Origin of the sequence: Antricoccus suffuscus (genome assembly GCF_003003235.1) — a bacterium.
Lineage (GTDB): Bacteria > Actinomycetota > Actinomycetes > Mycobacteriales > Antricoccaceae > Antricoccus > Antricoccus suffuscus.
The window spans coordinates 23,693-47,947 of record NZ_PVUE01000024.1 but is presented as its reverse complement, the minus strand read 5'-3'; the positions used below and the strand labels follow the sequence as shown (position 1 = coordinate 47,947).

Sequence of the window (24,255 nt, the reverse complement as noted above, 5' to 3'; positions counted from 1 at the left end):
ACTGAACTGATGTCGACCGAACTGATCTCGACCGGGCTGGTGACGTGATGGGCTGGAGCAATCCGCCGGTCTCCTGGTCCGAACTACACCGCCGACTCTCCGCGGGTCCTCAAGACGGTGTCACCATCGCCGACGGCGGTGACTCTCCCGCGTGGACCCGGCACCGTCCGGCGTACGACCCACCGCCCGACCGACCGCAACGTCCCGACGGTGAAGTTACTCCCTACGCCGAGTTGCACTGCCACTCCAACTTCTCCTTCCTCGACGGGGCAAGCCATCCCGAGCAGCTCGTTGAAGAAGCCGTCCGGCTCGGGCTGCATTCACTGGCGCTGGCCGATCACGACGGGTTGCAAGGTGTCGTGCGGATGGCCGAGGCCGCCGACGAATACCACCTGCCGGCCGTCTTCGGCGCGGAGCTGTCGCTCGAGCTCACCGCGCCGCAAAACGGCGTACCCGACCCCGAGGGCGCGCACCTGCTCGTCCTCGCCCGGGGCAAGGAGGGCTACCACCGGCTGGCCGGCGCGATCACCGACGCCCAGCTGGACGGGGCCGAAAAGGGCAAACCCCGCTACAACCTTGAGCAGCTCGCGGCCACCGGCGACGGTCAGCTGATGGTCCTCACCGGCTGCCGCAAAGGCCTGGTCCCGTTGGCGCTGTGTGGCAAGGATGGCGAGAAGCTCGGCGTACCAGGGTTTTCCACTGCCGCACAGCGGTTCGACGCTGCGCATGGCGAGCTCGACCGACTGACCGCGTTGTTCGGCCACGACAATGTCCTGGTCGAGCTCATCGACCACGGCTACCCGCTCGACCACGAACGTAATGAGGCATTGGCCGCCCTGGCCGCGGAGGCCCGGCTTCCGGTCGTCGCGACCAACAACGTGCACTACGCAACCCCCGACCGGCGACGGTTGGCGATGGCCGTCGCCGCCGTACGCGCCCGGCGCAGCCTTGATGAGCTCGACGGCTGGCTACCTGCGGCGGGCACTGCGCACCTGCGTTCCGGCGCGGAGATGGCCGCCAGATTCGCCCGTTTCCCAGGCGCCGTCGCGCGCACCGTACAGATCGCCGACGAGCTGTCGTTTCCGTTGCGTTCGGCCGCGCCGCAACTGCCGCACCTGGACACCCCGCCAGGCTACGACCTGATGGGCTGGCTGCGCGAGCTCACCTGGCGCGGCGCGCGGGAGGCATACGGCAACCCGGAAAAACCTACCGACACCGATGCCTATCCTCGGTTGGAAAAAGAGCTCAAGGTCATCGAGGAGAAAGACTTTCCCGGCTACTTCCTGATTGTGCATGACATCGTGCAGTTCGCTAGGCGAAACGGCATCTTGTGCCAAGGTCGCGGATCGGCGGCCAACTCCGCGGTCTGCTACGCGCTCGGGATCACCGCCGTCGACTCGGTACGGTTCGGCTTGCCATTCGAGCGTTTCTTGTCGGCCTCGCGCAACGAGGAGCCGGACATCGATATCGACATCGACTCGGACCGCCGCGAGGAGGTCATCCAATACGTCTATGACAAGTACGGTCGGCGCAACGCCGCTCAGGTCGCCAACGTCATCACCTACCGGCCGCGCTCGGCCGTACGTGACATGGCCAAGGCTCTCGGCTATAGCGTCGGGCAACAGGATGCGTGGTCCAAGAAGATCGACAGCTGGTACACGATCCCGAAGCGCGACGATACCGCCGAATCCACCGAGCCTGCGGAGCCGAGCTCTGACATCGACGAGATTCCCCGTGACGTCCTCGATCTGGCCTCCGAGCTGCTCAACTTCCCGCGGCACCTCGGCATCCACTCCGGCGGCATGGTTCTCACCCGTCAACCGGTCGGCGATGTCTGCCCGATCGAGCACGCCCGGATGCCAGGGCGCACCGTACTGCAGTGGGACAAGGACGACTGCGCGTCGATGCGGCTGGTGAAGTTCGACTTGCTCGGCCTGGGGATGCTGTCCGCACTGAGCTACTGCATGGATCTCGTCGAGACCCACCTCGGCGAGAAGTGGACACTCGCGACAATCCCCAAGGAGGAGCTCGGCGTCTACGACCAGCTCTGTCGCGCCGACACCGTAGGTGTGTTCCAGATCGAGAGCCGCGCCCAGATGGCGACCCTGCCCCGGCTGCGACCACGGTCCTTCTATGACCTCGTCATCGAGATCGCGCTGATCCGGCCGGGACCGATCCAGGGCGGCGCGATCCACCCCTATATCCGCCGGCGGCGGGGACATGAACCGATCACCTACCAACACGACTCGCTTGAGCCTGTCCTCAAACGCACCCTCGGCATTCCGCTGTTCCAGGAACAACTCATGCAGATCGCCATGGCCGTCGGTGGCTGTTCCGGAGCCGACGCCGACCTGCTACGCCGCGCGATGGGATCCAAACGCGGGGTCGAAAAGATCGGTTACCTTAAGGAAAAACTGTACGACGGCATGCGCGACAACGGCATCACCGGCGCACTCGCCGACAGCATCTACGACAAGATTGAGGCGTTCGCCAACTTCGGCTTCGCCGAGAGCCACTCGATCTCGTTCGCATCACTGGTCTACGCCAGCTCGTGGCTGCGGCTGCACTACCCCGGCGCATTCCTGGCCGCCCTGTTGCGCGCCCAGCCGATGGGCTTCTATTCCCCGCAGTCTCTCGTGGCCGACGCCCGCCGACACGGCGTCGAGGTCCGAGAGCCCGACATCCAGCTGTCCGGGACGTACGCCGGGATGGAGCCGGCCGACCTCGACTGCGACGTATGTCCGCCGCGCACAGTGCGGCTGCTACCCACCGGCGAGCGGCGCTGCATCGACGACCCCATCCTCACCGAAGGCAGTCTCACTTGGCAGCCCGACGGCGACTTCGACAGCGCCCCACATCGCCGCGACGGTGACTTCGCGATCCGGTTAGGGCTGCAGTCGGTGCGCACGATCGGCGCCGACCTCGCCCAGCGCATTGTTGACGAACGTGCCGCGCGAGGCCGCTTCGCCACCATGTCCGACGTCGTACGCCGGACCGGCCTGACGACGCCTCAGATGGAGGCACTCGCGACCGCGGGGGCATTCCGCTCGTTCGACCTCGATCGGCGCGAGGCGCTCTGGCAGGCGGGACCAGCCTCACGCGAACGTCCCGAGCAGCTGGCCGAGTCCGGTTCCCCACTCGACGCGCCCACGCTGCCGCAGATGACCGACGGCGAGACCAGCATGGCCGACCTCTGGGCCACCGGCATCACCACCCAGGACCACCCGATCCAGTACGTACGCCAAAGCCTCGACAAGCGGGGCGCCGTACCGGCCGCGATGCTGGCCAAGCTGCCCACCGGACGACGAATCTTGGTCGGCGGCGTGGTCACTCATCGGCAGCGTCCGGCCACCGCGTCCGGGGTGACCTTCATGAATCTCGAGGACGAGACGGGCATGGTCAACGTCGTTATCCCGGTGCCGGTGTGGAACAAATATCTCCGGGTAGCGCGCGAATCGTCGGCACTGTTCATCCGCGGCATGCTGGAGAAAAATGACGGCGCCATCAACCTCGTCGCGGACAAACTCGAACCGCTGCCGATCAACATCGCGTCGATGGCACCGACCACCGGTCTGCCGCGCATGTCGCGCGACTTCCGATGATCCCTGGTCCCGTTCTCACCGATCTGGCAGTCTGTGAGCATGTCTAACGATTCCGATATCCGCACCGCAACCGGCGCCATCCCCACGATGTGGTTCGAAGACTTCATTCCCGGCGAGATCCATGACCTCGGCACGGTCGTGGCCGAACACGACGAGGTCGTCGACTTCGCCAAGCGCTACGACCCGCAGTGGTACCACATCGACGAGGACGCGGCGAAAGCCAGCCAATGGGGCGGACTGATCGCCAGCGGCTGGTGGACGGGCGCGGCGATCATGCGCCAGTACGTCGAGCACATCCTGTCCAAGGCAGCGCCCGATGCCTCCCCGGGCATGGAAGGCATGCGCTGGCTCAAGGCGGTCTACGTCGGGGACACGCTGCACGTCCAGCTCAAAGTGCTCGAAACCTCACCGTCCTCGCGCGGTGATCACCTCGGCACCGTACGCATCGAATGGACCGTGAGCCGCGACGACGTACCGGTCGCAAGCATGATCGGCCGCGGCTGGTTTTTCCGCCGCCCCACCGCATAACACCACGCCCAACTACACAAGGAGATACATGACCGACGCACAGGCAATCGACGCAAAGCGACCACGCTCGAATAATCCCAACCCCAACACGACATGGCTGGCCAGCAAGCGATCCGAAGCGATCATCGAGCCGGACCTGCCGATCATCGACCCGCACCACCACCTATGGGACCGCGCCGGCAACCGCTACCTCCTCGACGAGCTGATGGCTGACATCTCAGGCGGGCACAACGTCCTCGCGACCGTCTTCATCGAGTGCTCCTCGATGTATCGCGCGTCCGGGCCGCGAGAGACTGCCCCGATCGGCGAGACCGAGTTCGTCAACGGCATCGCCGCGATGAGCGCCAGTGGTACCTACGGACTGACCCGCGCCTGCGACGGGATCGTGAGCTTTGCCGACCTGATGCTCGGTGACCGGGTCGAGGACGTGTTGCAAGAGCACATCCGGGCCGGCGGGGAGCGGTTTAAAGGCATCCGGCATGCGGCGGCGTGGGACCCCAGCGAAGAGATCGGCCTGAGCCACACCAACCCACGCAGTGACATGTTCAGCACCAACGAGTTCCGGGCCGGGTTCGCCCGGCTCCAGCCACTGGGGCTGACGTTCGAGGCGTGGCTCTACCACCCGCAACTCGACGCGTTCGCCGACCTTGCCGCAGCCTTCCCGGAAACCAAGATCGTGCTCAATCACGTCGGTGGCCCGCTCGGGATCGGCGCGCCGTACGCCGGCCACCGCGACGAGGTCTTCGCGACGTGGCAGGAGTCCATCCGCGCGGTCGCGCAAAATCCCAACGTCTACGTCAAGCTCGGCGGACTGGGCATGAAGGTCAACGGCTTCGACTTCCACAAGCTACCTGCACCACCGACGTCCGAAGACTTGGCCAAGGTCTGGCGTCCGTACTTCGAGACCTGCATCGAGCACTTCGGCGTACGCCGGTGCATGTTCGAGAGCAACTTCCCGGTCGACAAGATTTCCGGCAGCTACACGACCTACTGGAACGCGTTTAAGAGGATCGCGTCCGGTGCGTCGGCGGACGACAAGGCCGCGTTGTTCTCAGGCACCGCTGCGGAGTTCTACCGGCTCGACGTCGCCGCATACCCCAGCTAGTTTCTTCGGGAGGTCATACGCCGCGGCGGGTACTGCAGCCGCCACGTATGACCTCCCGCAACGATGAGCGTTAATATCCCCGCGCACGAGCGTTGAGAACACGTAAACAAATACGCGATCGAGCCGATCCTGCTCTTGACTGAAGTCGATCGGCGGCCACCAGACGCCGCCGACGACCACGTCGAGGAGCATCGGTAGTGAGCGCACAAGACATCGCGGGCCTGGTGATCACCGGCCTACTGGTCATCTACTTGGTGATCGCGCTGGTCAAGGCGGAACGGTTTTGACCGGCGACTGGCGGTACGGCGCCATCCAGCTCGCGATCTTGGTGGTCGCCATTGCCGTCGTGCAACGACCGTTGGGCAATTACCTTGCTCGGGTCTACTCCAGTGAGCGGCACCTGCGCGTTGAAAAGTGGATTTACCGGGCTATCGGCGTCAATCCCGATGCCGACCAGCGCTGGCCGGCCTACCTACGCGGCGTGCTCGTCTTTTCCGGCGCGTCAGTGATTGTGCTCTTTGTAATCTTGCGAGCACAAGCCTGGTTGCCACTATCCCTCGGACACCCGGGAATGCCGGCGGCGCAGGCATTCAATACCTCCGCATCGTTTGTCACCAATACCAACTGGCAGTCGTACGCCGGCGAACAGTCGCTCGGTGACGTCGCCCAGATGGCCGGTCTCGGCGTACAGAACTTCGTGTCGGCGGCGGTCGGAATGGCCGTGGCGGTGGCGGTAGTGCGCGGCCTGATCCGCACAAAGACCGGTCGGATCGGCAACTTCTGGAGCGACCTGGTCCGTGGCGTCGTCCGCGGGCTACTCCCACTCGCGTTCGTCGCCGCAGTCGTCCTGCTCGCCGGCGGAGTGATTCAAAACTTCAGTAGCGCAGTACATGCCGCCGGCGTCGCAGGCACCGGCCAAAACCTCCCGATGGGCCCGGTGGCCTCGCAAGAGGCAATCAAGCTACTCGGCACCAACGGGGGCGGGTTCTTTAACGCCAACTCCGCCCACCCGTTCGAGAACCCGACCTGGTGGACCAACCTGTTCGAGATCTTCCTGTTGCTGGTGATTCCATTCAGCATGCCGCGGGCCTTCGGCCGGATGATCGGTTCGGTGAAACAGGGCCGCGCGATTCTGTTCGCCATGACAGTTCTTGCGCTCGGCTCGACGGTGATCACTTTCGTCAGCGAACTGATGCACGGTGGGACGGCTTTACAGGCCGCCGGCGCGGCGATGGAAGGCAAAGAGGTTCGCTTTGGTGTCACGCCCTCCGCGCTCTTCTCGAGCGCGACGACGCTGACGTCGACCGGCGCGGTCGACTCCATGCATTCGTCGTACACGCCATTCGGCGGCGGAACGCTGATCGCCAACATGGCCGTCGGCGAGGTAGCGCCGGGCGGCGTCGGATCCGGGCTGTACGGGATGCTGGTGCTGGCGATCGTCGCGGTATTCGTCGCCGGGCTCATGGTCGGGCGTACGCCGGAGTTCATCGGCAAGAAGATCGGCGCCCGGGAGATGAAGCTGATCTCGCTCTACATCCTGGTGACTCCGGCGCTGGCACTCGTCGGCACCGGCATCGCCATCGCGATCAACGCAGGACGCGCGTCAATCCTCAATCCCGGAGCCCATGGCCTGTCCGAGGTGCTCTATGCGTTCACATCCGCGGCGAACAACAACGGCAGCGCGTTCGCCGGGCTGAATGCGAACACCAACTTTTACAACATCGCCCTTGGAACCGTCATGATTCTCGGTCGTTTCCTGCCCATCGTCATGATCGTCGCACTCGCCGGATCTTTTGCGCACCAGACGATTACGCCCTCGACCGCTGGAACGCTGCGGACCTACGGTGCGCTGTTCGTGGCGTTCCTCGTCGTCATCGCGATTGCCGTCGCCGCGCTGACCTACTTCCCTGCCTTGGCCCTGGGGCCTCTTACCGAAGGAATCGCATGACCACGCCTCATCCGGTCGCCGCCGGCTCATTCGACCCGCGCCAACTGGCCCGGTCACTTCCCCTCGCACTCCGCAAACTCAATCCGCGTGGTCTGTTCCGTGCGCCGGTGATGTTTGTCGTCTGGGTAGGTGCCGTGCTCACGACCGTCATGGCGGTCATCGACCCGTCCGTTTTCGCGTGGACGATCGCGGTGTGGCTATGGCTAACGGTCATATTCGCGAACCTTGCCGAAGCCGTGGCCGAGGGGCGCGGCAAGGCGCAGGCCGCGACGCTGCGTCAGGCCAAGAAGACAACCATCGCGCACCGCGTGATCGGCGGCTATGTCGAAGAGGTCAATGCGTCGATGCTTGAGGCGGGAGAACATGTGCGGGTTCGCGCAGGTGAGGTGATTCCCAGCGACGGAGACGTGGTAGAAGGGATCGCGAGCGTCGACGAGTCGGCGATCACCGGCGAGTCGGCGCCGGTCATCCGCGAGTCCGGCGGCGATCGCTGCGCGGTGACCGGCGGGACGAAGGTTCTCTCCGACGAGATCATCGTCCGGATCACCGCGGCACCCGGAGATACCTTCATCGACCGGATGATCGCCCTCGTCGAAGGCGCCAAGCGACAGAAGACGCCCAACGAACTCGCACTGAACATCCTGCTGGCGAGCCTGACCATCGTCTTTCTACTGGCCGTTGCCACCCTCGCCCCCATGGCGGATTATTCGCGCGCACCGCAGTCAATGATCGTGTTGGTGGCACTGCTGGTGTGTCTGATTCCCACCACGATCGGCGCGCTGCTGTCGGCTATCGGGATCGCTGGGATGGACCGGCTCGTACAGCGAAATGTGCTGGCAATGTCCGGACGCGCAGTCGAAGCCGCCGGCGATATTGGGACCTTGCTACTGGACAAGACCGGCACCATCACGCTCGGCAACCGCCAAGCAGTGCAGTTTGTCCCGGTCGACGGCATACCCGCAGAGGCCCTCGCCGATTCCGCGCAGCTGTCCTCACTAGCCGACGAAACGCCGGAAGGGCGCTCCGTGGTCGTCCTCGCGAAGTCGCAGTTCGGCCTGCGCGCCCGCGAAGAAGGCCTCATTCCAGGCGCGACTTTTGTGCCGTTCGAAGCCACGACCCGCATGTCCGGCGTCGACCTCGTGGAAGGTCGTCAGGTACGCAAGGGCGCGGCCGCCGCGGTGATCGCGTGGGTGGCGGACAACGGCGGCGACGCCACGGCCATCACCCCGGTAGTCGAACGCATTTCGGCCTCCGGAGGTACGCCGCTGGTTGTCGCCCAACGGCTACCGGGCGAGCCGGCGGAGGCCCTCGGTGTCATCGACCTGAAGGACATCGTCAAGGACGGCATCCGCGAACGGTTTGCCGAGTTACGCCGAATGGGTATCCGCACCGTCATGATCACCGGCGACAACCCGCTCACCGCCAAGGCCATCGCTGACGAGGCAGGCGTCGATGACTTCCTCGCCGAGGCGACCCCTGAAGACAAGATGCAGCTGATCCGGTCCGAGCAGGACGGCGGCACGATGGTCGCGATGACCGGTGATGGCACCAACGACGCGCCCGCGCTAGCCCAGGCCGACGTTGGGGTCGCGATGAACACCGGGACGTCGGCGGCCAAAGAGGCCGGAAACATGATCGACCTGGACAGCAACCCGACGAAGCTCATCGAGATCGTGGAGATCGGAAAACAGCTGCTGATCACTCGCGGCGCGCTGACGACCTTCTCGATAGCCAACGACATAGCGAAGTACTTCGCTATTCTGCCGGCAATGTTTCCCGCGCTCGGCGTACTCAACATCATGGGTCTGCATAGCTCGCAGACCGCGATCGTGTCCGCGGTCATCTTCAACGCGCTCGTCATCGTCGCATTGATCCCGCTAGCCCTTCGCGGCGTGCGGTACCGGCCGATGTCCGCGTCCGCGATGCTGCGGCGCAATCTGCTGATCTACGGATTCGGTGGCCTCGTCGCGCCGTTTATCGGGATCAAACTAATCGACCTGCTGATCACGTTCCTGCCGGGATTGCATTGACTCCCCCGACGATCGACCCAACTGAGATGAGGACCAAATGACGTCGCTTCTGCGCACCGGTGTGACCGCGCTGCGCGCGCTGGTCGTGTTCACGATTGTGCTCGGGATAGCGTTCCCGCTGGCGATCTGGGGAGTCGGGCAGGTCGCATTCAACGCTTCTGCAAACGGCTCGTTGATCAGATCTGACGGCAAGGTGATCGCAAGTTCCCTTATTGGGCAACAGTCTTCCGGCCCCCAGTGGTTTCACTCACGCCCGTCCGCAGCGGGTAAAGGGTACGACGCCGAGTCCTCGTCGGGAACCAACCTTGGACCGAACAACCCGGCGCTGACGGCACTGATCGAGAAACGCAAGGCCGCCATCGCGGCCGAGGAAGGTGTCGCGGCGGGTGCCGTACCGCCCGACGCGGTGACAGCTAGTGGAAGTGGACTTGATCCGAATATCAGCTCGGCGTACGCCTACCTGCAGGTCGCTCGGGTGGCACGCGAGAACGGTCTGGACCCCGCGGTCGTGCGTGCGCTGGTTACGAGCCACGTCAGCGGCGGGGTGATCTCCCCCGCACTTGTAAACGTCGTAGAGCTAAATCTTGCGCTCGCTCACATCACTGGACGGACAATGGGCTAATGAGCATTGATGCCGATGGAGAGCGGCGAGGCAGGCTTCGGGTCTACCTTGGGGCGGCACCGGGGGTAGGTAAGACGTTTGCCATGCTCGGCGAGGGACATCGACGCCTCGGCCGCGGGCAGGATGTGGTGATCGGTTACCTCGAGGACCACGACCGCCCACGCACTCGCGAAGCGGCATCGGGCCTGCCCGCCCTGGCGCGGCTCTCAGTCGACTATCGCGGCTCGACCTTTCACGAACTCGACGTCGCCGCCGTAATCGCCCGGCGGCCATCGATCGTGCTCATAGACGAACTTGCGCACACCAACATCCCAGGGACAGCTCACCAGAAACGCTGGCAGGACGTCGAGCAGATCCTCGCCGCCGGGATCGATGTCATCACCACCGTCAACGTTCAGCACCTCGAGTCGCTCAACGACGAGGTCACGTCCATCACCGGCATCACCCAACGCGAAACCGTTCCCGACCGAGTTGTGCGCCTGGCCGCGCAGATCGAACTCGTCGACATGTCCCCCGATTCCTTGCGACGACGGCTCGCGCACGGCAACATCTACCGCCCGGAGAAGATCGACGCCGCACTGTCCAACTACTTCCGGATCGGCAATCTGACCGCGCTGCGGGAGCTCGCGCTGCTGTGGCTCGCCGACCGTGTCGACGACGCGCTACTGGATTATCGGAACCGACATGCGATCGCCCAGACGTGGCCGGCCCGCGAACGAATCGTCGTCGCGCTGACCGGCGGCACCGAAGGCGAGTCACTGATCCGTCGGGCCGCGCGAATCGCAGCACAGTCCTCGGCAGCTGACTTGCTCGCGGTCTACGTTGTCGGCGGCGATCATCCGCAGGCGGTATCTCCTGGCGCGTTGGAAAAGCAGCGCAGACTCGTGGAGGACCTCGGCGGCAGTTTTCACGAAGTCCTCGGAGACGAGGTCGCACAGGCGCTGCTCGAATTCGCCAGGGGAACCAACGCGACCCAATTAGTGCTTGGCAGCAGCCGACGTGGACGACTTCGCTCCGTGCTGCGCGAGGGCGTCGGACCCGTGGTAGTACGCGAGTCCGGTGACATCGACGTACACATCGTGACTCACGAACACGCCGGCAAGAGGTCCTGGCGCGGCGGCACAGAACGCGCCGCGTTGAGTCTTTCGCGGATCGTCGTGGGGTGGGTCAGCGCCTTGCTTGCACCAGCGCTGCTGACGGTGGTGCTACGTCTGACCGCTCAGTTGCATCAACTCCCGACCGAAGTGATGTTGTACCTCTCGGTGGTCGTCGCCGTGGCAATTGTCGGCGGCCTGTGGCCGGCGTTGACCGCCGCCGTGGTCGGCACGATCCTGCTCAACTACTACTTCGCGCCCCCGCTGCACACATTGACGATCGCTGCTCCACAAAACATCTTTGTGCTCGTCGTCTTCTTGCTCGTCGGCGCGGCAGTTGCGATCGTCGTCGATCAGTCCGCGCGACGCAGCGCACAGGCAATCACCGCGCGCGGAGAGGCCGACGCGCTCGGCCTGCTGGCGCGCAGCGTGCTGCGTGGCGAGGCAGAGATGGGCGCACTGCTCGAGCGGGTGCGTACGACGTTCGCAGCCGAGTCTGTCTCTCTATTGGAAAACAGCGATGACGAGCCTGGCTGGCGATGCGTGGCGAGCGCTGGTGATCGCGCGCCCGACGTCGAGCCCGAGGACGCGAGTGCCCATGTGCAGATCAACGACCATCTCGCGTTGGCGCTGCGCGGACCGATGCTGGCAGCCAATCAACGCCGACTGCTCGAAGCCTTCGCTGTTCACGCCGCGGGACTGATCGAACGCGAACGGCTCTCGATGGAGGCCGCTGCGGCACGCCGCGCGGCCGAAGGAAACAATATCCGGGTGTCCTTGCTCGCCGCGGTGTCTCATGACCTTCGTACCCCGTTATCCAGCATCAAGGCGGCCGCGGCCACACTCCGCCAGCCCGACATCACGTTGTCTGCTCAGGACCGAGCCGAACTCCTTGCAGACATCGACAAGTCGACCGATCGCCTGGACGGGCTCATCGGCAACCTCCTCGACATGAGCCGACTGCAGACCGGCGTCGTCAAACCGATGGCCCTGGACCTCGGGCTCGACGAGGTCATCCCCCTCGGAGTTGTCGGACTTGCCGGACAAAAGCGCGTCACATTCGACCTTCCCGAAGACCTCCCGAGGGCAACCGCCGATCCGGGACTCCTCGAGCGAGTGATTGCCAATATTGTTGAGAACGCATTGAAATACTCTGGTCAGTCGCGGGTGCGGATCTCGGCAAGCGCCATCGAAGATCGCGTCGAGATCCGGGTCGCAGACAACGGGCGCGGCGTGCCGGACGACGCCAAGGCAGCGATCTTCGAGCCATTTCAACGAGCCGGAGACTCGTCGCACGGCAATGGCGTCGGACTCGGGTTGGCCGTGGCACGCGGATTCGTTAATGCAATGGGCGGCACTCTTGAGGCCGAAGACACTCCTGGAGGCGGGTTGACGATGGTGATCGCGTTGCCGCTTGCCGCAAGCGAGTCCTCGGCACTAGCTCAGAGCCAAGCGCCGCCGGTGACGCCATGACGCGGATCCTGATCGTCGAGGACGACGATGCGTTGCGGCGGGCGTTGTCGATCAACCTGCGCAGCCACGGGTACGACGTATCTGCTGCCGCGGACGGCAAGAGCGCTCTCGCCCTCGCCGCGTCGGATCATCCAGACGCAGTAGTGCTCGACCTCGGCCTGCCCGACATCGACGGCACCGAAGTCATTCGCGGCCTGCGCGGCTGGACGACACTACCGATCATCGTGCTATCCGCGCGCCAGACCTCGCAGGAGAAGGTGTGGGCGCTCGACGAAGGCGCCGACGACTATGTCACCAAGCCGTTCGGGATGGATGAGCTATTAGCGCGGATTCGGGTCGCCGTACGACGCTACGTGCCATCTGGGGAGACCGCGCTCGTCGAGACTGCGCACTTCACCGTCGATCTGACGGCCAAGCGGGTCACCCGCGACGGCGCCGACGTGCGGTTGACTCCCACCGAATGGGGCATCCTCGAGCTTCTTGTCCGGCACCCCGGCGAGCTCGTCCCGCAGCGCCAGATCCTGTCTCAGGTCTGGGGTCCGGCGTACGAGAAGGAGACGAACTATCTGCGGGTTTACCTGGCGCACCTGCGCCGGAAGCTTGAACCGGTGCCGTCCACGCCGCGCTACATCGTCACCGAGAGCGGGATGGGCTATCGCTTCGAGCCGTAGCGCCGGTCAGGCGTTGATCGTGATGTGGCTGCCGCGCTCGCCGCTGCTCACCACCAGTTGATTGGCCACCCGCACCTTGAGCTCGTCCACATGGCTGATCAGGCCGATGGTGCGGCCACCGCTGCGCAGCTCATCGAGTACCGACATCGCCTGCTCAAGGGTTTCGGAATCGAGAGCCCCGAACCCCTCGTCGACAAACAACGAGTCCAAGGTGTTGGCGCCGGCTTCCTGCGTGACGACCTCGGCCAGCCCCAGGGCAAGAGCGAGCGAGGCAAGGAAACTCTCGCCACCAGACAGCGTCTGGGTGGGTCGCGCGATGCCCGTGTGCGCGTCCATGACCTGCAGCCCGAGGCCGCCTGCCCCACGCTTTTTGAGCCGCTCGTCGCTGTGCACCAACGAATAACGTCCCTTGCTCATCTTCAGCAGCCGGGAAGAGGCAACCTCGGCGACCTGCTCGAGCCGCGCGGCGAGGAAATAGGCGGTCAGGTGCATGGCCTTTGTGTTAGCACCCTGCCCACGGATCACGCTCGCGAGGTCGCGTACGACGGCGTACCGCTCGTGCGCTTCGGCTCCCTGAGCGAGCACCGTGGTAGCGCTTCGGAGCACCTTTCGCAGCCCGTCCCGGGCCTTAACGGCATCGGAGAGCGCCGTTTGGACCTGTTGAAGGAGCTCTTTGGCATCGTCACGGTCCTGCGCGAGTGCCTCAATCGGTGGCGGCTGGTCGGTGAGCCCGGCGAAATCCGGATCGTCGAGGAGCGTCCGAGCGCGGGTCGACTGTACGTCGAACTGTTCAATATCCGTAGCGATAGTTGCCTCGGTGTCCGCATCGAGCGAAGCTTCGGTCGCGGCGTCGCTGGAGTCGAAGCCAGCCTTCTTCGCAGCCGATCGCGCAGCATTGGTCGCCGATCGCACGCTTTTATCGGCCTGCGCGACCGCGCTGAGCCCACCGATCACCGCGTCGTACAGCAGCGCCAACGAGGACAGGTCGGCGGCGCGTTCGGCGACGGACTCGAACCCATCGCGGGCCTTGGCGACTCGATCCTGTCGTGTGCGCAGACTCTGTTCGGCTCGTTGTTGCGCAGACCGGTGCGCGGTCAGGTTGGCAGTCGCGTCCTCGAGCATAGAAGTAGCGTCCGCCAGTTGTTTTTCAAGCTGCTCGTGCTCGCGCCTCACACGCGCAAGCTCGGCGTCGGCGGCTACCGCTTCGGCGAGGCGCATCTTGGCCGATGCGAGCTCCGCGGTCCATGCCTTCGCACTCCTGGAGCCCATCTTGCCCTGCGCGGTGCCGAGCTTCTTTCCCACAGTGCCGAGCGACGAAGACGCTTCGGTAAGCGCAAGATCCGCATCCTCATAGGATTTCTGGGCTGCAGCCTCATCGTCTTTGGTCGGTGTACTAGCGACTGTGACGGCGGGACGCGGATGTTCAAGCGAGCCGCAGACGAGGCACGCGTCACCGACGGCGAGTTGGCCGGCGAGTTCGGCCGCCATGCCGTCGAGCCGGCGCTCGCGAAGCAGCAGCCAGGTCTCCTTTGCCTCCAACGCAGAGCGTTTAGCCTCGACCGTTGCCTCGGTCAGTTCCTCGAACTTTCTCTGCAGAGTCTGCACCTCGAGGGCCGCCGCGGTCGCCGCTTGTGCTGTCTCGACGGCCTGACGTGCGGCAGTCTGCTGCCCCGCAACGATTGTCAGCTCGGTGAGCCGCAGGTTGACCTTCTTGATCTCCTCGGGCAGGTCGGTCCGGCGGCGACTGATTTCTTCTGCGATCGCCGAGGCTTCGGCGACATTGGCCGCGGCGTCGGCGGCTTCCTTTGTGTAGGCGGGGAGCTCGTCTTCGTTGGCGAGTGCCTCGTCGAGCGATCCGAGTTGAGTGCGCACCGCCGCGGCCTCGGACGCCATCTTCGCCGCGGAGGAGACCGGCGCTTCGGGACGGCGTTCCAACAGGACTGACGTCGCCTTTTCAAGGTCGGTGCCTGCAACCTGTCGAGCAGCCTCGCTGTCCGCTTGGCGTTCTAGCAGCGGAACGACGGAACTTGCCTTGCGCGCCAAAGATAGTCGAGCGCGTTGCCGGTCGACCGTTTCGCGCTGCGACTCGACTCGCCGGCTCAGCTCGCGGGCATCATGTAGTTTGCGTTGTAGCTCCATGACTCGCTCCGCCGCAGTCAGCGCAGACTGCGTGGACTCCAAGTCGCGCTCGGCCTGTTCCTGCTGTGCCACGAGGGCTTCTGCTCGCGCGCCGAACTTCGTGACAAGCCCGGATAGCCACTCAACACCGGCTTCATCTGGCACATCGGCCACATCTACCTGTGCGATCGTGCGAGCCTCGGCGCGAAGCTCAAGGATTGCCGACTCGTGCTCCCGGAGCGCTTCTCGTTCTGCTTTTTCCCGGTTGTCAAACCAGTCTTCGACGGCGGCAAACCGCGAAGCGTCGAATAGCGACCGGAGCAACTGTTCACGATCGCGATCTCCGGCCTGCAGGAATTTCGCAAACTCACCCTGCGGCAATAGGACCACTTGCATGAACTGCTCACAGTTGAGGCCGATCCGCTCGTGGATCCAGTCTGCGACGATGCCTTCGCGATTACCGTTTTCGACACCCACCCAGGCGCCGTCGGCCATCGTCTCGAGGGCGACCGAGGCTCGTTCGGTCGTGGTACCGCCCCCACGCTTGGCTGGCCGGTCATACGCGGGGCGCCGGGTGAGCCGCACACGCTCTCCCGCCAATGTGCATTCCAGGATCACCTGCGGTGCGACCGAGTGGTCAGCGTGATCGCTGCGAATCTTGTTTAACAGGTTTTTCCGCGCGCCGGGCAACTGTCCAAAGAGCGCAAACGCAACCGCGTCGAGAATCGTGGTCTTGCCCGCGCCGGTTGGCCCGGTGAACAAGAACAGTCCGTCGCGTGAGAGCACGTCGAAGTCGATTGTCTCGGTGCCGGCATAGGGTCCGAACGCGGTCAAGGTCATCGAGTGCAGCCTCATTCGGCGACCTCCGCTGCCCGCAGGTCCTCAAATGCTTCGGCGATCAAGGCGCGCTCGGCGAGGCTCGCGGCGACTCCGTTGCGTACGTGGGCGACGAATTCCACGGCGAGGTCCTCATCACTTTTGCCACGAACCCGGTCCTGGTAGGAGAGCTCGCCGCCATCGGCGATCACGAGCGGACGATGCTCGAGATGGACGCAATGCGCAAACCGGTTTCGCAGTTTGCGCATCGCGTCGGTGGGCCTGGCCTGATCGGTCAGGATCGCGCTGATCCAGTCGTCTTCGACGCCGTCGTATGCCGGATCGCTGATAAGCGCGTCGAGTTCACCGGTAATGGTCGACACCTTGCGCGGAATCGGTAACGTGCGCCACTCAGCGTGCACGTCACCCTCCGCGCCGAGATCAACGACCCAGAACCCGCGGGCCACCCGTTCGTCGCCGAAGGAGTAGGCCAATGGCGCACCCGAGTAGCGAATCCGGTCATCTAATGCCTGCTTCGTGTGCAAGTGGCCGAGCGCGACGTACGACGCACCCTCGAACACGTCCGTGGGCGCCACCTCGACACCGCCGACAGCGATGCTGCGCATCGAGTCGGTAACCTGCGCTGCCGTCTCGGCGCTGCGCGGCAATGCCCCATCGCGCTTGCCCTTAACAGCAAAACAGTGCGAGAGCACGACCGAACGCGGTCGCGCACCGCGACCTGCGAGATCTGCCCGGACTCGATCCATTGCGGCGTCCAGAATCGCCTCGTGACTGCGCGGCAGCTCGGCATCGAACTGGGCCCGATCAAGTGTCGGATCGAGATATGGGATGCCGTAGAAATGCACCGGTCCGTGCGCATCGTCGATGACGATCGCGTCACCGATCTGGTCGGCACGGGTCCGGACGTGAATCCCGAAAGAGGCAGCGGCTGCAGACATGAACGACAAGCGCGAGGCGCCGTCGTGGTTACCCGAGATCAGCACGACCTGCGCGCCCGCTTTGCGGATCTTGACCAGCACCTGGTCGAGAAAGTTAAACGCCTCGGGCGGCGGGGACGCGCGATCGAAGATGTCGCCGGCGACCACCACGACGTCGATCTGCTCAGTGCGGACCGCGTCGACCATGGCGTCGAGAACGACGCCGAGATGATCGAGGACGTCGACGTCGTTAAAGCGACGCCCGACGTGCCAGTCCGAGGTGTGCAAGATCCGCATGCCTTCAACGCTAGAGGCCACCACTGACAAAACCGGAACGTGCGCAAGGTGTGTCGCTTACATCTGGTGCGCCACCCACTCACCAGTTGCGCTACTCACCAGTTGCACGATTCATCGGTTACCTAGGCCGGTCGTCCGCGCCGCGCCCTGTCACAGCGATCTCCTCCTAGTCCCCGCCAATGTGGCTGCACAAGCGGGAGGTTGGCGTGACAAGGGCCCGTTTTGGACACTCAGCCCGAGACCACTGACCGGTGTAACACAGCATCGCACTAGTCTCTAGGGCGATGAACGACGACTCGACGCCCGCGCCCGCCGACAACCCTGAGCACTCACGGCGCGTGTCAGCGCCGGATCTTCCTGCGCCACCCGTCCGGGGGCGGCGGCTGCTGCCGTTGGTGCTCGTCGTCGCGGTCGTCGTGCTGCTGATCGACCAAGGCTCCAAGCTGTGGGCGGAGCGGACGCTGCCCGGTCACGATCCCATCCCCGTGATCGGTGACTTTATCCAGTTTCGGCTGGTCTACAACCCTGGCGCCGCGTTCTCCATCGGGAGCGGCTCGACGTGGATCTTCGCCGTACTGGCGGCCGTCGCCGTCGTCGCACTGTTCTGGTTCGCGCTGCGCGTCGAGTCAAAAGGCTGGGCGATTGCGATCGGGATGCTACTAGGCGGCGCCACGACCCATCTGCTCGACCGACTGCTGCGGGCACCGGGATTCGGTCGCGGACACGTCGTCGACTTCATCGCGTACGACGGATGGTTCGTGGGTAACGTCGCCGACATCATGCTTGCGGTAGGGGCAGTCCTGCTGGTCGCACTGACCGTGCGCGGTATCGACTACAAGTAGGGCCAGGTGGAGCCCTGGTGACGAGACAGGCTGCTAACTCGCAGGGAGTCGGCGGTTAGTCGTCGGCCAGGAGCTTGCCGAGGGTCCGGCCAAGGGCGGCTCGTTCGCGATCAGAGAGTACGGCGAAGAAACTCTCGGCGTCGGCTTGCCGCGCACGGTCGATCTCGGCGCGTACATCTCGCCCCTTCGGCGTCGCTACCACCATCGTGGCCCGGCGATCATGCGGATGCGGCGTACGCTCGACGTACCCACGATACTCCAGTATGTCGACCACCTCGGTCGCTGACCTTGGTGCAATGCGCAATGACTCGGCAACGTCTGACAGCCGCGAGCCTTCGTGCGTACACACGACTCGCAGGGCGCGAGCCTGATGCGGCGAGAGTTCCCACGGCTGCAGCAGCCCAGCCCAGCGCCTCCGTAATGCGCGCGCAACGCGGGGGACCTGGTCAACCAGGGAATCGTGTGACGAGTCAGTCATGCCCGAAGGATACCGCATTTTGCGCGGTACCTCATTATGAGGTAACCTCAGCATCATGACAGCCTGAGTACATGTCAAAGAGGTGATGCCTCATGGAGCACGTCATGACACCCCGAGGCGGCAGGGCCGCCCGGATAAACCCCGCCGATCGCAGACAACTACGCGATTCCCCTGTTTCACTGCGCCGCGTCGTCGCGCTCTTTGCGCCATACCGCTGGCGCCTGCTTCTGGTGACGATACTGATCGTCGCCTCATCCGTCGTGTCGCTCGCGTCACCGTTTCTGTTGAAGATGGTGCTCGACGATGCACTGCCCCACAAAAACGTGACGCTACTGCTTTGGGCGGTCGGCGGCATGCTCGCAGTGACGGTGCTGAGCTCGATCTTCGGCGTACTGCAGACCTGGCAGTCCACTGTTATCGGCCAACGGGTCATGCACTACCTGCGCACCAGCGTCTTTAGCCATCTGCAGCGCCAGTCGCTGGGCTTCTTCACCCGGACCCGCGGTGGCGAGGTCCAGTCACGGCTGACCAATGACATTGGCGGCATGCAGTCAGTCGTGACCTCCACCGCGACCTCCGTCGCGTCCAATCTGACCACCGCAGTCGGCACGGCAATTGCCATGGCCGCGCTAAGCTGGCGACTCTCCCTGCTGTCGTTGATCGTCCTGCCGCCGTCGATCTGGCTCACGCGCCGGGTCGCCCTCATGCGCCGGGATATCACGGCCCGAATGCAACGGCGAATGGCCGACATGCAGACCCAGGTCGAGGAGAGCCTGTCAATCAGCGGAGTGCTGCTGGGTAAGACACTCGGCACCGGCCCGGTGCTCTCGTCAAAGTTTGCCGACACGTCTAAAGACCTCGTCGACCTCGAAGTCAAATCGCAACTCGCTGGACGCTGGCGGATGGCGACGATGAGCATCATCTTCGCCGCAATACCGGCGCTCATCTACTTGGCCGCCGGTTTCCCGGCCACCTCCGGCGGGATGACGATCGGCACACTGGTCGCCTTCACCACGCTGCAGTCGGCGCTTTTCCGCCCGCTCATGGGCCTGCTCAACGTCGGGGTTTCGATCACCAGCTCAATGGCGTTGTTCAGCCGCATCTTCGAATACCAGGACCTCACGATCGACATCGATGAACCGGCCGACCCGGCACCGTTCGACCTGGCTACTGCGCGCGGCGATGTGCGTTTTGAGCACGTGAGCTTCCGGTACGCCGACAGCGACCGGCTAGCGCTTGACGATATCGACCTCGAGGTGCCCGCGGGTACCCATTTAGCGCTGGTAGGCGAGACCGGGTCAGGAAAGAGCACGATGGCCTCGCTTGTCGCGCGACTGTATGACCCGACCGCCGGCCGCATGCTGATCGATGACGTCGACGTACGCGACCTGCCGCTGTCGACCGTCGCCGCGATGGTCGGCGTTGTGTCCCAGGAGACCTACCTGCTGCACTCCACGATCCGCGAAAACCTGCGCTACGCCAAGCCTGACGCGACCGACGACGAGATCGAGGCCGCCGCCCGCGCCGCGCAGATCCATGACCACATCGCGTCGCTTCCGGACGGTTACGACACCATCGTCGGTGCCCGCGGTCATCGCTTCTCGGGCGGGGAAAAGCAGCGTGTCGCGATCGCCCGTACGCTGCTGCGCGACCCTCGAATTCTCGTCCTCGACGAGGCCACCAGCGCCCTGGACAACGAGACCGAACGCGCCGTCCAGGCCGCGATCGACACGGCAAGTCACGGACGCACGACGATCACCATCGCGCACCGCCTGTCGACCATTCGCGATGCGGATACGATCGCCGTCCTCGACCACGGCTCCATAGTGGAATCCGGCGATCATCACAGCCTGATCGATGCGGACGGGCGTTATGCCGCGCTGGCTGCGAATCCCTCCGCACTTGCCGAGAGCGTCAGCTAACACCGATCAGGTACTTAACGGTGGGATCCGTTCTGCACGACATGATCCATTTGGTCAGACCGAAGATCAGTAACCCAGCCGCGAGTTGTACGGCGGCGGCGCTCCCATCGCGGTCATCCGGCGAGACCTGGCGACGGCAGCATCAAGGTAAGCGTCCACGTCATCGAGACGGCCGGACTCACTGAGGCCGCGACGAAGTACGTCGCGATAAGCATCACCCGGTATGCCGGCGCGATATGCGCGAGCGGTCGTGAGGGTCACGGCCGGGGCGCCGTCGATATCAGGTAGTCGCAGCGCCGCGTTGTACTTTCCTTGCGGCCCAGCGCCTTTTACCGGAAGCGGCACCCATCTGTCGACCGGTACGGCGTCGAGCTCCGGGGTCCACGGGAAGTCGACCACAGCGTTCTCGCTCTTCGCGACATGCACCAGCTGGGCCGCGCTGATGCGAAATGCACGCGCGACCGACGCACCGCCGCGGTCACGCGCGAGCGAGACAAACGCAACCGCGCCAGCCCAACGTAGCGACTCTCCTGCGAAGTACAGCGGGTAGTCGATTTCAAGCCAGCGCGCTTCCGCCGGTGGCCGCATGTCCGGCCCCGCCTCATGGCGCCCGTACGCCGACGCGGCTTCGCTGCCGAACAAGTAGGCCTCAAATCGCTCATCGAGCGTGTTGGAGCCGAATGCGACGTACCAATGATCCTGCGGTTCGGTGCTCAGTGCTGGGTCTCCCATCCGTCACCCGACGACCGCGGCGGCTGCTGATCCGGGAAAGGCTGCTGCTGATCGCGGAAGGATTGCGACTGCGGCGGTTGATCCTGGAAGGACTGTGGCATCGGCGGCGAGGGCTGTTGCTGCCCGAGCATCTCGCGCTGCCCCCCGGCGTACATCCGGCGCGCGTCCTCGTCTACTAATCGGTTTACGAGCTGCTGCACGTCGTTGCTGTTGGGGATGTTCTTGAGGTTTTCGTCAGGACTGTCACCGGCGCTCTCGATGTGCAGGCTGCCCGCCCTGACGATCCGGTCCCAGATTGACTGGTGGAAGCTCACGTCGGTGATCTTCGACAGCGCGATGTCCTTGCCGGACTTGGCGAGTATTCCGCGGCGCACCATCACCCGATGCGTGGTGATCACGTAGTGCGTCGTCCGCCACCGCAAGAACGGTACGACGGTGAACACGATCAGTAAGATCACCGCGATCGCCACAACGATCCACTGGAACGTGTCCCAGCCGGAGGTCGGCGGCGTAATCCACGAGACGAAGATCGCGACCGCCACGATGACGACCGCCGCCACGCACGGCACAAACACAGTCAGCCAATGCGGATGGATGCTCCGCACCACTTTTTCGTTTTGCGCCAACACGTTTTCGGGAAAGCCCACGATTCCTCCTCGGCAGGTCGCTCGCTGTCTTCGATGAATCTACAAGATCGGCGCGCAGACTACTTCTCGAAGCGCAGGAGCCCGTCGATATAAGTCCGTTCGACGGCTATCTCGCCGATCTGCGCCGGCTCCACGGCGTACGGCGAGGCGTCGAGTACGACGAAGTCCGCTGCCTTCCCGGCGCTCAGTGAACCGAGGTCGTGCTCGCGACCGGCAGCCCACGCCGCGTTGATGGTGAATGCGGCCAGCGCCTCGTCGACGGTCACACCCTCGTCCGAACCGACGACGACCCCGGTCGGCGTACGCCGATCCACCATCACCTGGATCCCTCGCAGCGGATCGCCCGGCAGCGGTCGGTCCGTGCTTCCGACCAGCCGAACGCCCGCGTCGATCAGCGATCGCCCACGGTAAAGCCAGTCGACGCGTTCGCTACCGACGAGCTGGGCGAAGTCGTCCCCGGAATACCACAGGAAGCACGGCTGGGTGCCGATCGTCATTCCCAACGCGCCGAATCGAGCGATCTGGTCCGGGCGGATCATGCCGGCGTGTTCGATTCGGTGCCGCGTGTCGACACCCTGAGAGTCCTGCTGTGCATACTCAAACGCATCCAGCGCTACGTCGATCGCGTGGTCCCCGATCGCGTGCAGCGCCAACTGCCAGCCAGCCCGCTGGGCCTGCATCACGATCTGCGTCACACTCTCCTCGTCCATGAGCAGCATGCCAGTGTTGGTGGTGCCTGCGTACGGTTCGGTCACCGCCGCCGAGCGGACCATCATGCCGCCGTCCAGCCAGAGCTTCATCGCGCCGAGCGAGAGCCAGTCGTCGCCGAAGCCGGTGCGCATGCCGAGGTCAAGCCCATCGGCGTAGCCATCCTCGACCGCGGTGCTGAGGGGATGTATGGCATCGAAGCCCGCCATCACCTGCATCCGCTGCGGCAGTTCGCCGCGTTCGCGCAGTGCCTGGTACGCCGCGAGCTCGGCGGCACCGAGGCTCGCGAGGTTGGCGCCGATCCCGGCATCGATGCACATCGTGATGCCCTCGGACAGGCAGCGCTGGCCGGCGGCGACAAGCGCGGTCTCGATTTCCCTTTGAGAGTAGGGCATCCGCTGCCCCTGCACGAGGCGTTGATTGTCCTCGACCAGCAGGCCATCGGGAGGAAACTCATCGTCCCAGGCGTCATCTTCGGCATCATCCAGCACGTCACCTAGCGACAGTCTCTCGTTGAATCCGTCGCGCAGTACGGCGGTGGAGACGACCGAGGAGTGGCTGGAGATGTGCCGCATCCACACCTTCCGGTCACCGACCGCCGCGTCCAGCTCCGCCGCGGTGATGTCGCGGCCGAAGACGCGCTGGTCGTAGCCGACGACTTCGAGCCACTCCCCCTTCGGCTTCTCCTTCGACGCGGCACGGATCCGGTCGAGCGCTTGATCTGGTGTCGCACATCCGGTGATGTCCAGTGACTGCATCCGCAGCCCGGTAATGCCGTTGTGAGTGTGCCCATCGATTAGGCCCGGAATGACGCAGCGGCCAGACAGGTCGACCGTCTCGGTCGCGCTCAGTCCGTCGAGGTCGTCATCCAGACCGACGATCCGGCCCTTCCAAACGCCCATCCTCGTCGCCCGCGGGTAGCTCGGGTCCATCGTGACGATATCGGCGTTCTCAATGATGCTGTCGAGTCTCATCCACGGTGTCCCTGTGGCGCGCCGTTGCCAAGGTGCCAGACATCCTTCATCAGGTCTGCGATCGCATGGTCGTTCTGCTCGCCGGACTTGCGAAGCACGGTAGTCACGCTGCGCGCATCGGCCTCCGAGCGGTTCTGTCCAAGCTTGCGTTTGGACTCGATAGTCGCCTCGTCGATCCGGAAGCCGGCGATCTTCGGCAACAACATCTCCAACCGGTCCTTCGCTGCGTCGTCCGGAGTCCACGGCGCGCATTGCCCATGCTTCTGCGTGCTCTCGTGAAACTGCATGAGCGCGTTCATGTGCGCACGCAGTCCCGCCTCGTCGAGCGCGACCGTCGTACCGCGCACATGTACGACGGTGTAGTTGTACGTCGGCAGGCCCACCTCGGTGTACCAGCTCGGGCTGATGTAGCTCGAGGGGCCACGGAAGATCGCGAGGACCTCGACCCCGGCGCGGAGCTGCTCACTGATCGGGTCAACGAGCGGTATGTGCCCCACTAACGCCCCTGTCTCGTCGCGGATCAGCGGCATGTGAGTTGCGCTCAGCGGCATGCCAGTGACGATTGTGGCGAGGGGGTTGGCCCGCACAATCGCCCAACCGTCATGATCTTCCGTCGAGTACGCCGGGTTTATCCACATACCGTGCCACCTCCGAACCTCGGAAAAGCCCTATGTGCCTGTATAACAAACGGTGACACGAGTGGGCCTGAC

18 protein-coding genes are annotated in these 24,255 nt (G+C 64.5%); 11 read left to right on the top strand and 7 right to left on the bottom strand.

What is annotated here, in order from left to right; genetic code table 11:
* The first annotated feature begins 47 nt into the window (after positions 1–47).
* From CLV47_RS19900 to CLV47_RS19860, 9 genes are all read left to right on the top strand, one after another.
* Positions 48–3,602, top strand: coding sequence for an error-prone DNA polymerase (locus CLV47_RS19900; RefSeq protein WP_106350877.1), 3,555 nt, complete (start codon positions 48–50; stop codon positions 3,600–3,602).
* Positions 3,603–3,641: 39 nt separating this feature from the next.
* Positions 3,642–4,130: a MaoC/PaaZ C-terminal domain-containing protein gene (locus CLV47_RS19895; protein WP_106350876.1), complete on the top strand. Its 489-nt coding sequence runs from the start codon at positions 3,642–3,644 to the stop codon at positions 4,128–4,130.
* Positions 4,131–4,158: 28 nt separating this feature from the next.
* Complete coding sequence (locus CLV47_RS19890) at positions 4,159–5,235, top strand: amidohydrolase family protein (protein ID WP_106350875.1); 1,077 nt, start codon at positions 4,159–4,161, stop codon at positions 5,233–5,235.
* Positions 5,236–5,432: 197 nt separating this feature from the next.
* On the top strand, positions 5,433–5,522 hold the full coding sequence (gene kdpF, locus CLV47_RS19885) for a K(+)-transporting ATPase subunit F (protein WP_106350874.1): 90 nt from the start codon (positions 5,433–5,435) through the stop codon (positions 5,520–5,522).
* A complete protein-coding gene (gene kdpA, locus CLV47_RS19880) occupies positions 5,519–7,183 on the top strand; it encodes a potassium-transporting ATPase subunit KdpA (protein WP_177557577.1) in 1,665 nt (554 codons plus the stop codon). The genes kdpF and kdpA overlap by 4 nt, the downstream gene beginning before the upstream one ends.
* A complete protein-coding gene (gene kdpB / locus CLV47_RS19875) occupies positions 7,180–9,213 on the top strand; it encodes a potassium-transporting ATPase subunit KdpB (RefSeq protein WP_106350873.1) in 2,034 nt (677 codons plus the stop codon). The genes kdpA and kdpB overlap by 4 nt, the downstream gene beginning before the upstream one ends.
* 37 nt (positions 9,214–9,250) lie before the next feature.
* Positions 9,251–9,835: a potassium-transporting ATPase subunit KdpC gene (gene kdpC / locus CLV47_RS19870; protein WP_106350872.1), complete on the top strand. Its 585-nt coding sequence runs from the start codon at positions 9,251–9,253 to the stop codon at positions 9,833–9,835.
* Positions 9,835–12,402 (top strand): ATP-binding protein, encoded by a 2,568-nt coding sequence (locus CLV47_RS19865; protein WP_106350871.1) that lies wholly within the window; start codon positions 9,835–9,837, stop codon positions 12,400–12,402. Before kdpC ends, CLV47_RS19865 begins: the two co-directional genes overlap by 1 nt.
* Positions 12,399–13,073 carry a response regulator gene (locus CLV47_RS19860; RefSeq protein WP_106350870.1) on the top strand — a complete coding sequence of 225 codons (675 nt, stop codon included), beginning with the start codon at positions 12,399–12,401 and terminating at the stop codon, positions 13,071–13,073. The genes CLV47_RS19865 and CLV47_RS19860 overlap by 4 nt, the downstream gene beginning before the upstream one ends.
* Positions 13,074–13,079: 6 nt before the next feature.
* On the opposite strand, the gene CLV47_RS19855 is transcribed toward CLV47_RS19860, so the two are convergent.
* Together CLV47_RS19855 and CLV47_RS19850 are read right to left on the bottom strand one after the other, a co-directional pair.
* The gene (locus CLV47_RS19855; protein WP_170111179.1) at positions 13,080–16,031 is read right to left on the bottom strand and encodes an AAA family ATPase; all 2,952 of its coding nucleotides are present in this window, start codon (positions 16,029–16,031) and stop codon (positions 13,080–13,082) included.
* Positions 16,032–16,042: 11 nt separating this feature from the next.
* The gene (locus CLV47_RS19850) at positions 16,043–17,242 is read right to left on the bottom strand and encodes an exonuclease SbcCD subunit D (protein WP_106350868.1); all 1,200 of its coding nucleotides are present in this window, start codon (positions 17,240–17,242) and stop codon (positions 16,043–16,045) included.
* 284 nt (positions 17,243–17,526) lie between these two features.
* Here CLV47_RS19850 and lspA point away from each other — a divergent pair, with 284 nt between their 5' ends.
* Complete coding sequence (gene lspA / locus CLV47_RS19845; protein WP_106350867.1) at positions 17,527–18,084, top strand: signal peptidase II; 558 nt, start codon at positions 17,527–17,529, stop codon at positions 18,082–18,084.
* A 55-nt stretch (positions 18,085–18,139) separates the two neighbouring features.
* On the opposite strand, the gene CLV47_RS19840 is transcribed toward lspA, so the two are convergent.
* Positions 18,140–18,562 carry a MarR family winged helix-turn-helix transcriptional regulator gene (locus CLV47_RS19840; protein ID WP_106350866.1) on the bottom strand — a complete coding sequence of 141 codons (423 nt, stop codon included), beginning with the start codon at positions 18,560–18,562 and terminating at the stop codon, positions 18,140–18,142.
* A gap of 104 nt (positions 18,563–18,666) precedes the next feature.
* On the opposite strand from CLV47_RS19840, the gene CLV47_RS19835 reads away from it, so the two are divergent.
* Entirely contained in the window at positions 18,667–20,484 is a 1,818-nt protein-coding gene (locus CLV47_RS19835) for an ABC transporter ATP-binding protein (protein ID WP_238145531.1), read from the top strand.
* 66 nt (positions 20,485–20,550) lie between these two features.
* On the opposite strand, the gene CLV47_RS19830 is transcribed toward CLV47_RS19835, so the two are convergent.
* Genes CLV47_RS19830 through CLV47_RS19815 form a run of 4 tightly spaced genes read right to left on the bottom strand, consistent with a single transcriptional unit; the run spans position 20,551 to position 24,183 of the window.
* On the bottom strand, positions 20,551–21,216 hold the full coding sequence (locus CLV47_RS19830; RefSeq protein WP_106350864.1) for a hypothetical protein: 666 nt from the start codon (positions 21,214–21,216) through the stop codon (positions 20,551–20,553).
* Positions 21,198–21,863, bottom strand: a complete 666-nt coding sequence (locus tag CLV47_RS19825; protein WP_106350863.1) for a PH domain-containing protein — start codon at positions 21,861–21,863, stop codon at positions 21,198–21,200. Before CLV47_RS19825 ends, CLV47_RS19830 begins: the two co-directional genes overlap by 19 nt.
* Positions 21,864–21,922: 59 nt before the next feature.
* Positions 21,923–23,545: an amidohydrolase gene (locus tag CLV47_RS19820; protein WP_106350862.1), complete on the bottom strand. Its 1,623-nt coding sequence runs from the start codon at positions 23,543–23,545 to the stop codon at positions 21,923–21,925.
* On the bottom strand, positions 23,542–24,183 hold the full coding sequence (locus CLV47_RS19815; protein ID WP_106350861.1) for an FMN-binding negative transcriptional regulator: 642 nt from the start codon (positions 24,181–24,183) through the stop codon (positions 23,542–23,544). Before CLV47_RS19815 ends, CLV47_RS19820 begins: the two co-directional genes overlap by 4 nt.
* Positions 24,184–24,255: the final 72 nt, after the last annotated feature.